Source organism: Peribacillus loiseleuriae, from assembly GCF_001183985.1.
Taxonomy (GTDB): Bacteria; Bacillota; Bacilli; order Bacillales; family DSM-1321; genus Peribacillus; species Peribacillus loiseleuriae.
Window position 1 is genome coordinate 518,038 of sequence record NZ_LFZW01000001.1, and the last position, 17,877, is coordinate 535,914.

Consider the following 17,877-nt stretch of genomic DNA (forward strand, 5'->3'; position numbering starts at 1 on the left):
TTTTAAGACAAACAAGAAATAGGGAGAGAAAACAAAAAGGCTCTCCCTATTTCTTGCTTGTCTTATACTAGACTTTAGGTTGACCAAGATACTTACGCTGTCTTAAGTGAAAATAAAGTATACGTTTTTTTAATGGTTTTTAGTAACTAACCTTACACCGGTGACAGTTTTTGTGATAGGAGGTAGCAGTTTGAAGCATTTTAATTATTTAACAAAGGATCGTGAAGAGAAAACCTTTTATCGAATGCCGATGGAATTTTCTAAAGACAGTGAGAAAGAATTGCTGGCACTTACGCTTGGAGCTTGCTTGTATATGCCTGGCACTCGTCCAAATATTTGCGCTGATATAGTTAATCAGAAGCATGATGGTTTAGTGTCTATGGTCCTTTGTCTTGAAGATGCTGTAAGCGATCATGAAGTGTATCAGGCAGAAATGAATGTAATTGCTCAGCTTCAACAGCTCCATATGCAGATTGAATCGGGATTATTTTCAACGGGTGAACTGCCAATCATTTTTATTCGTGTGAGAAATGAAGAGCAAATGAGAAATGTAGCGGAGCATCTTGGTAGCTCCATACATGTGCTAACTGGCTTTGTTTTTCCAAAATTCACAGCTGAAAATGGGACGGGTTATATTGCGGCTCTTCGTGACTTAAATGAGCAATATAGCATTCGATTATATGGGATGCCGATTCTTGAATCAGCTGAAGTTATCTATAAGGAATCGAGAATCACTTCATTATTAAGCATAAAGAAGCTGCTTGATGAACATTATGATTGCATCTTAAATGTCCGGATGGGAGCAACTGACTTTTGTGGATTATATGGCATAAGAAGAAGTAGTGATTCGACGATTTATGATATTTCGGTTGTCAGAGATTGTATTGCCGATATCGTGAATGTATTTGGCCGAAGTGAAAAAGAGTATGTTGTGTCGGGGCCTGTATGGGAGTACTTTTATAAAGAGGAACGAGTACTTAAACCGCAGCTTCGCCAAACTCCTTTTACGAACAGTCTTGGTAAAGAAGGCATATCGATTCGTAAAGAATTCTTAAATGAATATTTGGACGGATTGATTCAGGAAATATTGCTGGACAAAAACAATGGACTTACTGGGAAAACTGTCATTCATCCGACCCATATAAAGCCTGTTCACGCGTTTTCCGTTGTCTCCTATGAAGAATATATGGATGCCATTAGTATATTAGAGGGAATAGGTGGAGAATCGGGTGTGCTGAAAAGTCAATTTTCCAATAAAATGAATGAAATGAAGCCCCATTATAATTGGGCAATAAAAATCGTTAGCAAAGCGAAAATATACGGGGTGTATCATGAACAATGCTCATACATTGATTTACTCACAGAGCAAGAACAGGTCCATATTTAATATATTAGATTCTTTAGCTGTAACAGTTGAGGTAACGGAAGATCCTTATGAACTGCCTTTAGACCATTTCTTCGGAATGGCTGCCCGAAAGAATAAGAAACGTGGCTTTTTGTTTGTTAGCAAAATTCTGGGCAAGCATATTCCAGTAGCGCCGGTTACATCTTTGTTAAGTGGTGCGTTATTAGCGATGCGTTATTTAGAAACGGTACATGACCATCCAATAGAGGGAAGAAAAGCTGCGGTTGAAGCGTTGTTATCAGGAAGTAGGCAAGAAGAAATCTATCAATCTCTCATGGATGATCCATTTCCTTTAGCTGAAGAAACACTTTTTATCGGCTTCGCTGAGACTGCGACAGCACTTGGACATAGTGTATTTGATTTATTTAATAATGCCCATTATCTTCATACGACAAGAGAGCAAATCGTCGGGCTACAGTCGAGCATAGAATTTGAAGAAGAACACTCTCATGCGACTGAGCAAGCGTGCTATGGAAATAAAGAACTGTTGCAGAAAGATGGTCCGATCGTACTTGTTGATGATGAAATTACTACAGGAAAAACCGCGTTAAATATTATTGAATCCATTCATGCAGCATATCCTCGTCGAGAGTATGTCGTCTTATCTCTTTTGGATTGGCGTTCAGAAGCAAACAAAGAAGCGTACGCGAAATTAGAAGCAAAGCTGGGAATCCGCATTCGAACCGCAACATTATTGGCAGGTATGATTAAGGTAGATGGAAATCCTGTTGATACGGAAGGTTACTATGAATATACCAATTCCGATGCTGCAGTTGAAACGGAGATTCACTCTATCAATCTATCAGAATATGAGAACTTTAAACAGATTGATGATGTTGAGTATGTATCTATTAGTAGTGAAGGACATGTGAATAAAGTTCCTTATTCCGGAATGACAGGACGCTTTAATGGAATATCATCAACGGATCGTCCAAGTATTGATGATTATGCATTTCATGTGGGAGTGGGTCTTAAGCAAACCCGTTCTGGCGGAAAAACGTTATGTCTAGGGACGGGTGAATTTATGTATCTTCCAATGAAAATCGCTTCATATATGGGTAAGGATGTCTTTTATCAATCGACGACGAGAAGTCCGATTCATCGAATTGATAAAGAGGGGTATGCTGTGACAAGTGGGTTTGACTTTGTGAATCCGGATGATTCGGCGATCACAAATTATTTTTACAATATCCCGTACAAAAGCTACCAAGACATCTATCTATTTCTCGAGCGTAAAGTAACAGAGGTTCGCCTGGAATCTTTATTAGAAAAAATCAAACAAGTCGGTGCAGAGAGGCTCTTTGTTGTGACCGTGAATTCTCAGCAGAAAGGAGAAAGTCATGCCGATTAAACAAAATTTTCCGATTACGCCAATGGGCAGTTATCCACCTGAAGATGTGACGTTTTTATTAAAAGATCTAAGTGGAGTCATAGAGGAGCGGGGAACAGAGGAACGGGAAGAAGCGATTCAATCTGGTGTTCATTACTCTGAAATGTTGCCGATTGAATACAAGCCGACATCTGAATACATGGAAGTGTATCAAAAAGCATTGGGAGAATATGCTGAAAAACTGGCGGTGGCAATAGGCGTGGTGGCGGAAGAGATTCTTGCAAAGAAGGGGCGGAATTTGATTCTAGTTTCGTTAGCAAGAGCAGGTACTCCGATTGGCATCCTAATTAAGCGTTATTTGTCATTCGCTTATAACTTGGATGCGCCTCATTACAGTGTTTCTATCATCCGTGGTAAAGGAATTGATGAGCGGGCGATATGTTACATTAAAGAGAATCATCCAGATAGCCAGATTCAGTTTATTGATGGGTGGACAGGTAAAGGGGCAATTAGTCGTGAATTAACACAAGCTTGCCAAAACATAAATGACAAGTTTGGTTATCATCTTGATGACGGTCTTGCTGTGTTAGCTGACCCAGGTTATTGTTCTGAAATTTATGGAACGAGAGAGGACTTCTTGATACCGAGTGCTTGTCTGAATTCAACTGTTTCAGGTCTTGTAAGCCGTACGGTTCACAATAAAGCATATATTTCTGATCAAGACTTTCACGGTGCAAAATATTATCGTCATCTTGAAGAGGAAGATGTGTCAAATGAATTTATTGCAACCATCGTGAAAGAGTTTCCTAGGGCTGGACGGGATATTCAAACTCAGCTTGATAAAATTCGTTCGGAGCACACGACGCCAAATTGGTCAGGGGCGGCTTGTGTGAAAAAGATACAAGTTGATTTTTTAATCGATGATATAAATCATGTAAAGCCTGGAGTTGGGGAAACGACTCGTGTTTTATTGCGAAGAGTTCCTTGGAAGATTCTCGTGAAAGACCGACATGACGAGCGATTGAAACATATTATCCTACTTGCCAAAGATCGTGGGGTTCCGATTGAAGAGTATAAAGATATGTCATATACGTGCTGCGGACTAATCAAGTCATTGAGGAAGGAACTATGATTTTTGCAAGTGATCTGGACCAAACGTTGATTTACTCGATTCGTTCAATGAGGCTTTCACAAGGATGCCCGGTACCCGCGATGCGTGTTGTTGAAAAGCGGGGCAAACGGGAAATCTCTTATATGACTTTAGCGGCAATTGAATTATTAAAAAGGGTTGCTGACAAGATGATGTTTCTTCCGGTTACAACAAGAACGGTAGAACAGTTTCGATATATTACTCTATTCCAAGAGGGAATCGTCCCGTCTTTTGCAGTGACTAGTAATGGTGGAAATATTCTTGTTAAAGGCAAAATAGATGAAGAGTGGCAGAGACTAATTAAAGTGAAGCTGAAAAATGAGGCATTAAACGGAGAAAAGATACTTGAACATTTTAGTGAAATAGCTAACGACGAGTGGGTTCATTCCCAACATACGGCAGATGGATTGTTTCATTATTGTTTGATTGAGCGTGACTCGGCTCCGTTGGATGAATTGATCCATTTCAAAGAACTAATCGATCAACAAGGCTGGAAAATGTCTCTGCAAGGTCGTAAGCTTTATTTTGTACCAAAAGCGGTGAATAAATGGGATGCAGTCGCTTATATTAAAGAAAAAAGCAATCGAGAATTTGTGGCAGCAGCGGGAGATTCGCTACTTGATCTGCCTATGCTTGAGGTTGCGGACTATGCAATTGCGCCGATCCACGGAGAGTTGAGTGAAGTCGGGAATCCTGTAGTGAAGGGAACAATCTACCGAACAGAGCAAAAAGGAATCCTAGCAGCTGAAGATATATTGAATCAAGTCTTGCAAATTTATAAAGAACGTCTATAGTTGTTTTGTATAAAGTGAAGCTTCCATCAAAGGGGGCTTCTTTACCGCTCTTCTTATTTTTCATGAAAAGTAAGGGGGCATCCTGTTAAATCGGGATAAAATGCCAATCAAGAAGGTGTTTTCAATTGATCAACCTATTTAAAAAACAACCTAATCTAGATAGCCGAAACATATTAAGCTCTAGTGAAGCATGCAAAGAATGGGGCATTGACTCTTCGACGTTAAGAAGGAGAATCCATGATTTCCCTCATGGAACCATTCGTAAATTTGGAACATCATGGGTGGTCACTCGTGAAGGAATGTATGCGGTATTTGGTGAAAAGAAAACTCAAGCGAGCTTCGACAGCTGGAAATCTGAGTATAAGTAAGAAAACAAACGGAAGACTCTTTGGATAGAGTCTTCCGTTTGTTTTTATGGTGCCCAGCATGGGCACTTTTTGCTTTACGTGTTGTCTAGAGTAAGTAGCGTAGTTTTCTAATGACTAATAAGTTCTTGCTTTTTTGTTAAGAAAGAAATTCAGCTGGATCAAGACCGAGTTCTCTACAAACTTCGCTGACAACGCGCTGTTCGTTTGCGTCGAAGTTACCATCTGCGTAGCCGATCGCTATGCTATATCTTGCAATAAGGCGAGCGATTTCCGGTTTTGTTCGGACACGGCCTAATGCTTTGAAGGCTTCAGCACGGCCGACAATCATATCGCGTTCGATTTTCTGAGTAAAGTTGTTGAATTGTGCGATCACTTTGTTTGTATCGAAGACCCGTAATTCTTCGCTTTGGTTGACAAAATCAATCATTTGTTGACGCTCAGATGGGTCTAAATGTCCGTCTGCCATTGAAACAAGTGCACAACCGGCAACAATTGCATCAAGTACATCCTGACTTTTATATCGAGCGAATAAATTCTGTGCTTTCCGCTTTTGCTGCACGGCCCATTCGGAATAGTCGGTTTGATTCGGTGACCACGAATTGCCGCAACTGTTACAAGTTAGTTTCAATTGATTTTTTCCAATGAATCCGCCTAGCAATCCGACTGGACCGAGAATTAACCCGCCGACTGCTGCTTTACCAAGTCCGAATCCTTTTTGTCCAGTTCGAACATTGGTTGAATGGCAACGCGGGCATTGCAGTTCTTCTCCGCCGTATTGCTGTGAGGCTCCACCTCTTTGTGCTTGATTTTGCATAGGAGGTTGGTAGGTTTGTTGTTGATACGCGGGCTGATTACCATATGTATTGGTATTACCAAATCCCGTCTGTTGATTGCCGAACGCTTGCTGCTGGTGCGGCGAAGGGATAGGCTGCTGTTGATAAGGTTGTTGAACAATTGGAGGAGGTGCGGGTGCATCATCGACATTCACACCGAAGTTTCTACATAAAGCGGATAAACCGCCTTGGAAACCACTTGCAATGGCATTGAATTTCCATTCTCCGTTATGCCGATACAATTCTGCTGTTACGATTGCGGTTTCGACTGTGAAGTCTCTTCCGAGTTCGAACCGTATTAATTCCTCAAACGTTTGTGTGTTAAAAATTCTTACATAAGCATTGGCGACTTGTCCGAAATTTTGCTGCTTCATATGCGCATCATGAATTGTGATTGTAAATGCGATACGATGGATCGCCTGCGGTACAAGATTTAAATCAATTTGAATTTGTTCATCATCTTGATGACCTGAACCTGTCCGGTTATCTCCGCTATATAGAATAGATCCGTTTCCTCCAGAAGGGTTATTGTAGAAAACAAAATCTGCATCGCTCGCTACTTTACCGTTAGCACCAGTTAAAAAGGCTGATGCATCTAAATCATAGCTAGCCCCAAAATTTCCGACATCCCATCCTAGCCCTACAACGACGTGTTGCAGTCCTGGATGGGTTTTGGTTAAGTCTACTTTCTGTCCTTTGCTTAGGGTTACGCCCATCGATTCCACGCTCCTTACATGATTATTCTTTTTGAAAAATATTACTATTATCGTACCACAAAAGCCTAGAGGTGTAATGGATTAATAACCTAATACGCCAAAGGTTGAATTTGTTATCTTGTTTGGAAAAAACAAACTGAAATGTTAGTTAACCTAACAAATATTTTGAATATTTATAAAATTAAGTTGACTTTTCGTTAATGTATTTAATATGATATTAAATATAACATTCAATGTTATATATTCTAACATTAGTGAAGGGGGAGAAAAAATGGAATTAGCGGATTCAGTATTTATGTTTGTGGCGACCATGCTTGTCTGGATTATGACTCCAGGAATTGCACTTTTTTACGGAGGCATGGTAAAAAGCAAAAATGTTTTAAACACTGCCATGCATAGTTATATGCCGCTAGCTGTCATCTCAATCTTATGGGTTACAATCGGCTATTCGCTTTCTTTTTCAGAGGGAAATGCTTTCTTTGGGGGTTTAGATTGGATTGGATTGAAAGGGGTTGGGTTTGAGCCTGGACCTTATAGTGATACGATTCCGCACAGTTTGTTCATGTTATTCCAAATGACATTTGCTGTAATAACCGTTTCTATTATTGCTGGAGGGGTCGCTGAGCGCATGAAATTCTCAGCATTCCTACTGTTCACAATTTTTTGGTCGTTGCTAGTATACGCTCCACTAGCTCATTGGGTATGGGGCGGTGGGTGGTTAGCTCAGCTTGGAACATTGGATTTCGCAGGTGGTAATGTGGTTCATGTTTCCTCTGGTGTTACGGGTCTCGTGTTAGCAATTATGCTCGGAAAACGTAAACTGTCAGGTGAAAACTCACCGCATAATCTTCCGCTAACATTCCTAGGTGCGACATTATTATGGTTCGGGTGGTACGGCTTTAACGTCGGAAGCGCTCTGACGATTAATGAAGTGGCCATGGTCGTTTTTGTGAACACGGCAGTTGCTGCTTCAGCTGGCATTCTTGGCTGGCTTGCAATTGAGTATGTGTGCAATAAAAAGCCTACGATGCTTGGTGCATTATCGGGAGCAATCTCCGGGTTAGTTGCGATTACACCTGCCTGTGGCTTCGTTACAGTGCCTGCCGCTATTATTATTGGCTTAATTGGTGGAGCTGTCTGTTTCTGGGGTGTTTCTTATTTAAAAGGAAAGCTTGGCTACGATGATGCACTTGACGCGTTTGGTCTTCATGGAGTAGGTGGCACATGGGGAGGGATTGCAACTGGCTTATTCGCTACAACCTCTGTTAATCCTGGAGGAGCAAACGGATTGCTGTATGGGGGTATCGGTTTATTTTGGAAACAGCTGATTGCAATCATCGCCACCTACATTTTCGTAGCAGTGCTTACATTTATCATTGCTAAAGTGATTAGTTACTTAGTACCGTTACGCGTGAATGAAGAAGATGAAACACTTGGTCTGGATATTTCTTTACATGGAGAAAAGGCATACCACGAATCCATTTAAGTAGGAGGGCTATATGATGGGAGATGTGTTAACAAAGATCGAAATCGTCACAAGGCCAGATAATTTCGAAGCGTTCAAGCAGGAGTTGGCCAAAATCGGAGTGAACGGGATTACGGTTGTAGAAGCCAAAGGGACCGGGTTGCAAAAGGGTTATAAGGAAACCTATCGTGGCGTGACTCGTGAAATCAGCCTGCATGATCGAATCAAAATCGAAATTGTTGTCTGTGAGGTACCAGTTCAGCAAGTAATCGATCTTGCAAGGAAAAACTTCAATACAGGTGAACCAGGAGATGGGAAAATTTTTATTTATGAACTGGCCAATGTGATTAAAATCCGTACTGCTGAAGAAGGTCGTGCTGCACTGAAAAATGAGCAATAAAGCGAAAGGGGATATATTAAATGGGAAGGCTTTTAAAAAATCATTAGAGCCAGAAAGGAGAAAATCATTTATACTCTTTTTTTCGGAAATGGCGTATCAGACTTATTGCTTCGTTTTAAGTAAGGGTGCCAAGTATCCGAGAATGATTAATTCCAACTAGTTTTTCATCCTTATCCATAGATAGGGATGTTTTTTTTATCTGAATTTCAACCCTCATTGATTAGATCTGAACATTAGGTAAATTTAATTAATGGGTTCAAAACTAAAATTTATTAACGTTTTTTTTATTTTGACTCGTGTACCCCCTGAAAAAAGTGATGTAAAGTATTCGGAGGTGTAATTACTACGGCTGAATTGCATTTAATCATTTTTTTAATTAGAATATATTGACAAATAATGAAAGTCTAGATAAAATTTTAATTAACCAACGGTCAATTAAAGGAGAAAACTATGTCACCAAGAAAAGCAGTTGATAATGAATTAACGAAAGAAACGATTATGGACACAGCAAGAGAATTATTTGCCGAACAAGGGTTTCAACATGTTTCGATGAGAAAGATAGCACAAAGCCTTGGATATTCACATGGGGCGCTTTATTATCATTTTAAAAATAAAGCGGAAATCTTCTACAGTCTTGTATCATTGGACTTTTCCTTGCTAAATCACGAGATTGCGAAGGTGATGAATAATGAAGCCGATAACGATCAAAAAATGAGAGATTTATTTCTAAGATTCATTAAATTCGGTCTCGATCATCCTAATCATTATGAAATTATGTTCTTAACGAGAGATGAAGAGGTTCAAAGCTTTCTGCAGCAGGAACCTAGTGAAAGCTATCGGCAATTTTCAGAAGCACTGCATCAATTAAGCGGTAGGACCATACCGATTAAAGAAACATGGTCTGTTTTTCTATCGCTCCATGGATTTGTTTCGGTCTATTGTAGAAATAGGCAATCTTATTCTGAGGTGGAAATCATGGCTGAAACACATGTAGATGTAATTTTACGGGCAATTTTGCAGCCCTAATTTTTTAACGATTAATTGACCATTGGTTAATTAAGAGGAGGGATAATTATGAAGGCACTTGTATTGGGAGCAACAGGGGGCATGGGTAGCGCAATCGTGTATGAATTGCTGGAGCGGGGAGTTGAGATTACGGCCTTTGCTCGGAACCTAGAGAAGCTAAATAGGATGTTCAAAAATCATCCTGTAAGGCTTGTCCAAGGTGATGTCTTTAATCAGGAACAATTGAGTCGTGCCGTAAGAAATGCAGACATTGTCTTCCACTCTATTAATTTACCTTATCAAGAATGGGAGGATAAGCAGCCGATTCTTATGAGTAATATTATTGATGCGGTCAAGAAAACGGGAACAAAGCTTGTAATTGTCGATAATATCTATGCTTACGGAAGAAATCCCGGTACCTTGGTAACTGAAACGACAAGAAAGGACCCCTATACGAAAAAAGGAAAAATTCGTCTGAAGCTGAATTCGATGGCGGAGGATTCCGGTGTCTCGATGTTGATCGCGCATTTTCCAGACTTTTATGGACCTCGTGCTGAAAATACATTACTGGATTATACGTTTCAGGCGATAATGAAAGATAAAAAAGCTCAGTTTGTCGGGGATCAAACGATTTCACGAGAATATATTTATACACCGGATGGTGCGAAAGCCGTCTGTGAATTGGCTATGCAAGACCGCTTTGAAGGAGGGCATTGGAATATTCCAGGCACGAGCACCATTACTGGAAAGGAGATCATTGAACTCGTTAAAGAGTTGACGGGGTATGAGAAAAGGGTTTCCACTGTTTCTAAAAATATGATTCGACTACTAGGAGTGTTTGATTCTGGTATGAAGGAAATGGTTGAGATGTTTTATTTAAACGAAGATCCGGTCGTATTAGATGGCAGAAAATATGAGATAGAAATAGGTCCGATTCCGAGGACGTCATATAAAGAAGGATTTCGGAAAACATTAGGAAGTATGAATCAATAAATTGTATGGCGGAAAACGCTAAAATGTTTAATTAGAATTTTTCCTGAAATGCAACTAAATATCGTGTAACAGCTCGGCTTTTTTTATGGGATTTCATAGTTGACGAGTAAAAAGCCGAAGTCGATGAGTAAAGTCTCAACAATTAGAGATATGCCCATAATACGAGGTTTAAAAGGAAGTAACCCAAGGGAAGAAGCAATTCAGGTTCAATCATTAACATCCCGAGTAGAAGCGAATAAATGCAACAGGCTCAAACTGTGATTACCGAGTTTGAGCCGGCTTACTATAACCCTAACGAAATATACTTCACTTCCAAATATTCTTCGATTCCCTGATGTCCGCCTTCGCGACCCAATCCACTTTGCTTAAAACCGCCAAATGGAGCTTGAGGGGTTGAAGGTAGACCGTCATTTAACCCGACGATTCCAAATTCAAGAGCTTCAGTGATTCGAATACCTCTGCTAATGTTTTCGGTGAAAACGTAAGCTGCCAATCCATAGTTGGACTGGTTCGCACGTTTAATCGCTTCTTCATCTGTTTTAAAGGAAGCAATCGGAGCCAGTGGGCCGAATGTTTCTTCTTGCATGCAAAGCATAGAGTCATCGATATTGCTTAAAATGGTTGGTTCAAGGAAAAGTCCATTTTGTCCCATTCCACCTGTTTCTAGTTTTGCACCTTGATCGATGGCATCTTTAATATGAGCCAATACTTTATCAACTGCACTTTGATTAATAAGCGGTCCAATATCAGTACCTTCTTCAAACCCGTTACCAACTTTTAATGTCTTCACTTTTAAGACTAGTTTTTCAATAAAAGTGTCATAAATGGATTCATGTACATAGACTCGGTTTGCGCAGACACAAGTTTGCCCTGCGTTTCGAAATTTAGAGTTCAAGACACCTGCCACAGCCTTATCTAAGTCAGCATCCGCAACAACGATAACTGGCGCATGTCCACCGAGTTCAAGGGAGATTTTCTTGACTGTATCAGCTGCGCCTTTCATTAGGAGTTTGCCGACTTTTGTTGATCCAGTAAAGGTAAGTTTACGAACCCGATTATCTTCAATCCAGGCAGTTCCAATTGCGTTTGCATCTCCTGTTACAACATTAATGATACCTTTTGGAATTCCAGCCTGTTCTGCTAGCTCAACTAATTTTATAGCAGTGAGCGGTGTTAATTCTGATGGTTTGATGACAACTGTACAGCCAACAGCAAGGGCTGGAGCAACCTTTCTTGTGATCATAGCTGCAGGAAAGTTCCAAGGAGTGATGACGGCAACGACACCAACGGGCTGTTTGGAAACGAATAATCGCTTATTAGCCTGAGTTGCTGGGATTGTTTCCCCATATACTCGTTTCCCTTCTTCTGCGTACCATGATAAAAATCCATTTGCATAGGAGATTTCGCCTATTGCTTCTTTTAATGGTTTTCCTTGTTCCATTGTCATGATGTATCCGAGCTCTTCTTTTCTTTCCTCAATTAAACGATGCCATTTCCAGATCAACTCAGATCTTTCATAAACGGACAGCCCAGCCCAGCCTTGAAAGGCGTCGTATGCTGCATCTGTTGCTTTATTTGCTTCATCAGCGCCCCCGTTAGGAACAGTGGCAATTACTTCATTTGTCGCTGGATTCCTTACTTCAATTTTATCTAATCCATAATCAGACCATTCTCCGTTCACAAATATTCCGTAATGATTCATACGTACAACCTCCATGTCGAAAGTAAAAGTCGTTCTTCTTAAGTATATATAACAATTAGACGGTGTTTTAGTTTCTTGCTTGATAGAGCGAATGCTTCAGTAATGTGGGAATAAATAGAATTCTGAAAATCAAGATTGTGTGCCAATATTGATTTCCGATTTACTGGAGTGAAAGATAAGACATTCTTTCTATCTTTTAATCAATCTTAAGTAACGACCTTCTTAGATAGATAATTCGACGTCAGTATGAGTTATCCTTTTTCATAAGATCCTAATACAAGAAAGGATAGGGTGATGCGGTCATTCGAGTAATTGGTGCATCCTTCATTCGACATTTGCTATAATAATGGAAGATTTGTATAAAATGGAGTTGGAAAAATGGTAACGATTGCTGATATTGCAAAAATGGCGGGTGTGGCTAAGAGTACAGTTTCACGGTATTTAAACGGAGGTTCTGTGAGTGATGAAACGATAAGAAAAATTGAAAAAGTCGTTCAAGAAACGGGATATTCCCCCAATAAATTTGCCCAAAGCTTGAAAGCGAAGAAGACGAATATCATCGGGACGATAGTACCCCGTTTAGATTCGTATGCTACTTCACAAACTTTGATTGGCATTGATGAGCAGCTTAGAGATTTGGAATATCAGCTAATTATTTCTAACACGAGTCAGAGTTTGGAGCGTGAAATTGAAAATATTTATATATTGGCACAGCAAAAAGTGGCAGGCATTATTTTGTTGGCAACTATGGTAACCAAGAAACATATTAAAGCATTGCATGAAATAAAGGTGCCGATTTTATTAGTTGGCCAAGAAAATGAAGAATTTCATAGCGTGATTCATAATGATTATCAAGCTGCCCATTCATTAGGAGAGTACGTTCTTTCACAAAGGCATACTAGAATCGCATATTTAGGAGTTGCAAAGGAAGATATAGCAGTAGGGGTCAAACGTAGAGAAGGATTTATGTCTGCTGTAGCCGATAAGGTAGATACTGAAGTGAAATATTTTGAGACAAGCTTTAAGAGTGAAGATGCAATCCATAAAACGCTTGAAATTATTGAGCAGTACAAGCCAAGTATTATTGTTTGCGCGACTGATAATATTGCCCTTGGCGCTTTAAAAGCTGCCTATATGAGTGGGCTACAAGTTCCAGAAGATCTATCTATTACTGGCTTTGGGGGGTATGAAGTAACGGATTTGATCCATCCTAGCATTACAACAGCCAAGTTTTTCTATAAAGAAGCGGGAAATATTGCTGCAAAAAATATGGTGAAAATGGTAAACAAGGAGGAAATTGATAAAGTCACATTCTCAAAATATGAAATAATTAAAAGAGAAAGCGTTGACAAAAGATTTAATTAATCCTATAATTCATTCGGAACCGGTTCCATAAATAGTTGTTTTGAAGAGTGAACTGGTTCTGAACACTCTATTTTTTTAGGTTTTTTAGGAACCGGTTCCATAATTCGTTCAAAGGTGATGATAAAAATGGATTACAAGAGTACTGCAAAAGATATTTTAGAAGCACTTGGTGGGAAAGAAAATGTAACAGCGGCAGCTCATTGTGCGACAAGGCTAAGGTTAGTCGTGAACGATGAAAGTCAAATTGATCAAAAGCAGCTTGATGAAATGGAGATTGTTAAGGGGACTTTCTCCACTGGTGGACAATATCAAATTATTTTAGGACCTGGAATTGTGAATGAAGTTTACAAAGATTTTGCTGAATTAACGGATATTTCCGATATGTCAACGAGTGAAGTAAGCAGTGCAGGATCGAAGAAAATGAACCCTATACAACGATTTGTGAAAATGCTTTCGGATATTTTCGTACCCATTATTCCAGCAATCGTAGCTGGTGGTTTGTTAATGGGTTTGAATAATTTATTAACAGCGCCTGATTTTTTCATGGAAGGAAAATCATTAATTGATGCATATCCCAACATGGCGGACCTTGCTGCACTTATTAATACATTTGCAAACGCAGCTTTTGTCTTTTTACCAATATTAATCGGATTCTCTGCGACGAAACGGTTTGGCGGTAATCCGTATTTGGGTGCAACCTTAGGGATGTTAATGGTGCATCCAGATTTACTGAATGGCTATGGCTATGCGAACGCAGTAGCAAGCGGGGAAGTACCGATATGGAAAATATTTGGTTTTGGAATTGAAAAAGTTGGTTATCAAGGGACTGTACTGCCTGTACTTGCTTCATCCTTTATTTTGGCTAAATTAGAAACATTGCTAAGAAGAAGAGTCCCTTCGGTATTGGATAACTTGGTCACACCATTACTCTCAATTTTCATTACTGGAATTCTTACATTTATCATAGTTGGACCATTAACAAGAGGTGCTGGTAATGCAGTAACGGATGGACTTGTTTGGCTTTATGATTCTGCTGGCTTTATTGGTGGTGGGTTATTCGGTTTATTATATGCACCGATTGTTATTACAGGTATGCACCATAGTTTTTTAGCGGTTGAAACTCAGTTACTCGCCGATGTAGTCAAAACAGGAGGCTCGTTTATTTTCCCGATTGCTGCCATGTCTAATGTGGCGCAAGGGGCTGCAACTTTGGCGGTATTATTGCTAACGACGAATGCAAAGTTAAAAGGAGTCGCATCTGCCGCGGGTATTTCTGCTTTACTAGGGATTACAGAACCAGCAATGTTCGGAGTGAACTTGAAATTGAGATATCCTTTCTTTGGAGCAATTGTAGGTGCGGCAGTAGGTTCTGCTTTTATTGCGTTGTTTAAAGTGAAGGCGATTGCTTTAGGAGCAGCTGGTCTTCCAGGGATTATTTCGATTAAGCCTGGAATGATGATACTTTATATTATAGGGATGGTCATTACTTTTGCGGTTGCCTTTGCTGTGACAATTCTTCTCGGCAAACGTGATGCAAAGAAGAATGGGGTAACGACATCGTAATACAATACTGGGAATAAAGGGATCCATCACGGATTTCTCACTATTTCATAATGGGGAGTGAACGATTATGTGGACGAGAGAGCAACGCTACCGCCGACTAGAGGAAGCAACACCAGAAGAAATAGCTAGTCTATTAGAAATAGTCCATGCTTGCCCTTTTAGACAGACATTCCACATCCAACCTCCAATGGGGTTAATGAATGATCCGAATGGCTTGGCTTATTTTGACGGATATTATCATGTATTTTACCAATGGTTCCCTCTAGGACCTGTTCATGGGGTAAAATATTGGTATCATATGAAATCTACTGATCTTGTTACTTGGAGTGATGAAGGACCTGCGATACGTCCTGATCAAGATTTTGACTCACACGGGGCTTATTCTGGGAGTGCATTAGAGCGGGATGGTGAGCTTTATCTGATGTATACAGGCAATAAACGTGATGAAAACTGGCTACGGTATCCTTCGCAATGCATCGCTGTGATGAACCAAAGTGGGGAAATTTCAAAGTGGCAAGATCCAGTAATTTCAAAACCGCCTAATGGATATACAGAGCATTTTCGTGATCCAAAGGTATGGAAAGGAGATGCGGGTTTTTGTGCTATCATCGGTGCGCAACGTGAAAATTTGACTGGGACCGTCCTTCTATATAGCAGTCCAGATATGGAAACTTGGAAGTTTGATGGGGAATTGGAAACAAGTCTGCCAAACTTCGGTTATATGTGGGAGTGCCCAGATTATTTTGAACTAGACAATTCTGGTGTGCTCATCTTTTCCCCACAAGGAATTGAAACAAAGGATGACGAATTTCAAAACATCTATCAATCAGGTTATCTGATAGGTAATAAAGTTAATCTGGCGAGCCGAGAATTTCATCATGGAGAATTTAAAGAGCTTGATAGAGGGTTTGATTTCTATGCCCCGCAAACGATGGTAGACCCTCATGGCCGAAAAATTCTCATTGGTTGGATGGGGTTACCGGAGATTGATTATCCGACAGATAAAAATGGCTGGGCACATTGTCTGACGATTCCTAGAGAATTGTCGATTCAAAATGGAAAACTGATTCAAACTCCCGTTGAGGAGCTGCAAGCATTAAGGAAACAAAAGATAAAGGTTCAGGCACATATTGAGAATGAGATCAAATCCATTGAGGGTTTGGCTGGAACTACTTTTGAAATGAAAATAAAGGTAGCGAGGCTTGATGCTGCAGAATTCGGAATAGAATTTCGCGCAAATGACAGAAAGAAAACTGTGCTGACGTACGAAGCAAAGCGTAAAAGATTACTTCTAGATAGAAGTCTTTCTGGAGAGGATGTTGGGATAGAATACGGGACAGGACGAGCTTGTTCATTGGATTCCGAAATAGTAACGGTTCACCTTTTTGTTGATGTCTCTTCCGTAGAAATATTTATCAACGACGGTGAGGAAGTCTTTACATCTCGGATTTTCCCTGAAGAAGATGGTCAAGACATCCGATTCTTTGCCAATCATGGAAGTGTGGATATGACTGTGGAAAAATGGGCGATATAAGGAGAAAGAGAGGGCTTTAAAATGGGATCACTATATTCAATAGGTGAAGTATTAATTGATTTTATACCACTTCAAAAAGGGTTGGCCTTAAAAGATGTGGTTTCATTCGAACGTGCTCCTGGTGGCGCGCCTGCAAATGTTGCAGCAACAGTGGCTAAGCTGGGCGGTGTTGCTTATATGATTAGTAAAGTGGGCGATGATGCCTTTGGAGACTTTTTGAGGAAGCAATTGGAAGAAGTTGGTGTTAAGACAGACAAATTATTAATAACCAAAGAAGCGAATACTGGATTAGCATTTGTTTCGTTGCGTGAAGATGGAGAAAGAGATTTTTCATTTTATCGTAAGCCTTCTGCAGATTTGTTATTTTCAGAATCTGAAGTTGAAGAAGATTGGTTTTCGAAAGGAGATATTTTGCATTTTTGCTCTGTAGATTTAGTAGAAAGTCCAATGAAATATGCTCATAAAAAAGCAATTAAACAAGCACAGGAAAAAGGAAGTCTTATCAGCTTTGACCCGAATGTAAGGCTGCCATTATGGGATCGTCCAGAAACATGCAGAGAAGCCATTCGAGAATTTATCCCCATGGCCGATATAATCAAGATATCTGATGAAGAATTATCTTTCATTACCGGGTTTGAAGATGAAAAAGAAGCTATTTCCTCACTTTTTACTGGTCATGTTAAAATGGTCATCTATACGAAAGGTGCCGCGGGTGCTACTCTTTATGGCAGAGACTTTTCTTACACATCAAAGGGGTATTCTGTAAATGTTCAGGATACGACTGGAGCAGGTGATGCTTTTATTGGGGCTTTCCTACATCTTTTATTAGAAAGTGGAATAAGTCCATCTCAGCTTGAAGAATTCGCAAGGAAGCATCACGAAGAGCTTCTTACATTTTCAAATGCTTGTGGTGCACTTACGACAACGGGAAAAGGGGCCATTGGTTCTCTGCCTACAAAAAAACAAATCATTGAACTCGTGACTGGAGGGGGAATTGTTTTAAGTTAAGTGAATTGTAATCGAGTTGATACCAAGAAGATCAATGTGCATGTTTCAATCTAATGCACATTGGTCTTCTTATAGAGGCTGTTCAAAAATTCCGGTAAAAAAGCTTGAGAATTGCTTCAAAGCTCATGAATGACCTTCTGTTAAGATAGCGCACGTCGACGAGCAACACAGGTCAGCGTATCCTGTGTAAGCCTGATCCTCACGCATTACTGCATACGTGAAAGGTTTGAGACGATCGCTCGCAGA

Annotated in this window: 15 protein-coding genes; 13 read left to right on the forward strand and 2 right to left on the reverse strand. The window is 40.0% G+C overall.

The window, feature by feature from the left end; genetic code table 11:
* The first annotated feature begins 190 nt into the window (after positions 1 to 190).
* The 5 genes from AC625_RS02415 (at position 191) to AC625_RS02435 (ending at position 5,047) form a co-directional block, all read left to right on the forward strand.
* The gene (locus tag AC625_RS02415; RefSeq protein WP_049679831.1) at positions 191 to 1,387 is read left to right on the forward strand and encodes an HpcH/HpaI aldolase/citrate lyase family protein; all 1,197 of its coding nucleotides are present in this window, start codon (positions 191 to 193) and stop codon (positions 1,385 to 1,387) included.
* Positions 1,332 to 2,756 carry a phosphoribosyltransferase family protein gene (locus AC625_RS02420; protein WP_049679832.1) on the forward strand — a complete coding sequence of 475 codons (1,425 nt, stop codon included), beginning with the start codon at positions 1,332 to 1,334 and terminating at the stop codon, positions 2,754 to 2,756. Before AC625_RS02415 ends, AC625_RS02420 begins: the two co-directional genes overlap by 56 nt.
* Positions 2,746 to 3,867 (forward strand): cysteine protease StiP family protein, encoded by a 1,122-nt coding sequence (locus AC625_RS02425; protein WP_049679833.1) that lies wholly within the window; start codon positions 2,746 to 2,748, stop codon positions 3,865 to 3,867. Before AC625_RS02420 ends, AC625_RS02425 begins: the two co-directional genes overlap by 11 nt.
* Positions 3,864 to 4,679, forward strand: coding sequence for an HAD family hydrolase (locus AC625_RS02430; RefSeq protein ID WP_049679834.1), 816 nt, complete (start codon positions 3,864 to 3,866; stop codon positions 4,677 to 4,679). The genes AC625_RS02425 and AC625_RS02430 overlap by 4 nt, the downstream gene beginning before the upstream one ends.
* Before the next feature lie 125 nt (positions 4,680 to 4,804).
* Positions 4,805 to 5,047 (forward strand): helix-turn-helix domain-containing protein, encoded by a 243-nt coding sequence (locus tag AC625_RS02435; RefSeq protein WP_049679835.1) that lies wholly within the window; start codon positions 4,805 to 4,807, stop codon positions 5,045 to 5,047.
* A gap of 136 nt (positions 5,048 to 5,183) precedes the next feature.
* On the opposite strand, the gene AC625_RS02440 is transcribed toward AC625_RS02435, so the two are convergent.
* A complete protein-coding gene (locus tag AC625_RS02440; RefSeq protein ID WP_049679836.1) occupies positions 5,184 to 6,596 on the reverse strand; it encodes a TerD family protein in 1,413 nt (470 codons plus the stop codon).
* A gap of 271 nt (positions 6,597 to 6,867) precedes the next feature.
* Between AC625_RS02440 and AC625_RS02445 the strand changes: the two genes are divergently transcribed.
* From AC625_RS02445 to AC625_RS02460, 4 genes are all read left to right on the forward strand, one after another.
* Positions 6,868 to 8,082 carry an ammonium transporter gene (locus AC625_RS02445; protein WP_049679837.1) on the forward strand — a complete coding sequence of 405 codons (1,215 nt, stop codon included), beginning with the start codon at positions 6,868 to 6,870 and terminating at the stop codon, positions 8,080 to 8,082.
* Positions 8,083 to 8,098: 16 nt separating this feature from the next.
* Positions 8,099 to 8,461, forward strand: coding sequence for a P-II family nitrogen regulator (locus AC625_RS02450; RefSeq protein WP_049679838.1), 363 nt, complete (start codon positions 8,099 to 8,101; stop codon positions 8,459 to 8,461).
* Between the two features lie 450 nt (positions 8,462 to 8,911).
* Entirely contained in the window at positions 8,912 to 9,487 is a 576-nt protein-coding gene (locus tag AC625_RS02455; RefSeq protein ID WP_049679839.1) for a TetR/AcrR family transcriptional regulator, read from the forward strand.
* A gap of 45 nt (positions 9,488 to 9,532) precedes the next feature.
* Entirely contained in the window at positions 9,533 to 10,459 is a 927-nt protein-coding gene (locus AC625_RS02460; RefSeq protein WP_049679840.1) for an SDR family NAD(P)-dependent oxidoreductase, read from the forward strand.
* Positions 10,460 to 10,742: 283 nt separating this feature from the next.
* Here AC625_RS02460 and AC625_RS02465 read toward each other — a convergent pair whose 3' ends face one another.
* The gene (locus tag AC625_RS02465; RefSeq protein ID WP_049679841.1) at positions 10,743 to 12,161 is read right to left on the reverse strand and encodes an NAD-dependent succinate-semialdehyde dehydrogenase; all 1,419 of its coding nucleotides are present in this window, start codon (positions 12,159 to 12,161) and stop codon (positions 10,743 to 10,745) included.
* A 378-nt stretch (positions 12,162 to 12,539) separates the two neighbouring features.
* Here AC625_RS02465 and AC625_RS02470 point away from each other — a divergent pair, with 378 nt between their 5' ends.
* The 4 genes from AC625_RS02470 (at position 12,540) to AC625_RS02485 (ending at position 17,631) form a co-directional block, all read left to right on the forward strand.
* Positions 12,540 to 13,526 carry a LacI family DNA-binding transcriptional regulator gene (locus tag AC625_RS02470; RefSeq protein WP_049679842.1) on the forward strand — a complete coding sequence of 329 codons (987 nt, stop codon included), beginning with the start codon at positions 12,540 to 12,542 and terminating at the stop codon, positions 13,524 to 13,526.
* Positions 13,527 to 13,652: 126 nt separating this feature from the next.
* Positions 13,653 to 15,089, forward strand: coding sequence for a sucrose-specific PTS transporter subunit IIBC (locus AC625_RS02475; protein ID WP_049679843.1), 1,437 nt, complete (start codon positions 13,653 to 13,655; stop codon positions 15,087 to 15,089).
* A 64-nt stretch (positions 15,090 to 15,153) separates the two neighbouring features.
* Positions 15,154 to 16,623 carry a glycoside hydrolase family 32 protein gene (locus AC625_RS02480; RefSeq protein WP_156187389.1) on the forward strand — a complete coding sequence of 490 codons (1,470 nt, stop codon included), beginning with the start codon at positions 15,154 to 15,156 and terminating at the stop codon, positions 16,621 to 16,623.
* Between the two features lie 21 nt (positions 16,624 to 16,644).
* The gene (locus AC625_RS02485) at positions 16,645 to 17,631 is read left to right on the forward strand and encodes a carbohydrate kinase family protein (protein WP_049679845.1); all 987 of its coding nucleotides are present in this window, start codon (positions 16,645 to 16,647) and stop codon (positions 17,629 to 17,631) included.
* Positions 17,632 to 17,877 lie beyond the last annotated feature (246 nt).

Bases quoted from the DNA above. Each gene is read 5' to 3' on its own strand.
- AC625_RS02420 (WP_049679832.1), top strand. From the start codon at position 1,332: ATGAACAATGCTCATACATTGATTTACTCACAGAGCAAGAACAGGTCC.
- AC625_RS02425 (WP_049679833.1), top strand. From the start codon at position 2,746: ATGCCGATTAAACAAAATTTTCCGATTACGCCAATGGGCAGTTATCCA.
- AC625_RS02430 (WP_049679834.1), top strand. From the start codon at position 3,864: ATGATTTTTGCAAGTGATCTGGACCAAACGTTGATTTACTCGATTCGT.
- AC625_RS02440 (WP_049679836.1), bottom strand. From the start codon at position 6,596: ATGGGCGTAACCCTAAGCAAAGGACAGAAAGTAGACTTAACCAAAACC.
- AC625_RS02445 (WP_049679837.1), top strand. From the start codon at position 6,868: ATGGAATTAGCGGATTCAGTATTTATGTTTGTGGCGACCATGCTTGTC.
- AC625_RS02450 (WP_049679838.1), top strand. From the start codon at position 8,099: ATGGGAGATGTGTTAACAAAGATCGAAATCGTCACAAGGCCAGATAAT.
- AC625_RS02455 (WP_049679839.1), top strand. From the start codon at position 8,912: ATGTCACCAAGAAAAGCAGTTGATAATGAATTAACGAAAGAAACGATT.
- AC625_RS02465 (WP_049679841.1), bottom strand. From the start codon at position 12,161: ATGAATCATTACGGAATATTTGTGAACGGAGAATGGTCTGATTATGGA.
- AC625_RS02470 (WP_049679842.1), top strand. From the start codon at position 12,540: ATGGTAACGATTGCTGATATTGCAAAAATGGCGGGTGTGGCTAAGAGT.
- AC625_RS02475 (WP_049679843.1), top strand. From the start codon at position 13,653: ATGGATTACAAGAGTACTGCAAAAGATATTTTAGAAGCACTTGGTGGG.
- AC625_RS02485 (WP_049679845.1), top strand. From the start codon at position 16,645: ATGGGATCACTATATTCAATAGGTGAAGTATTAATTGATTTTATACCA.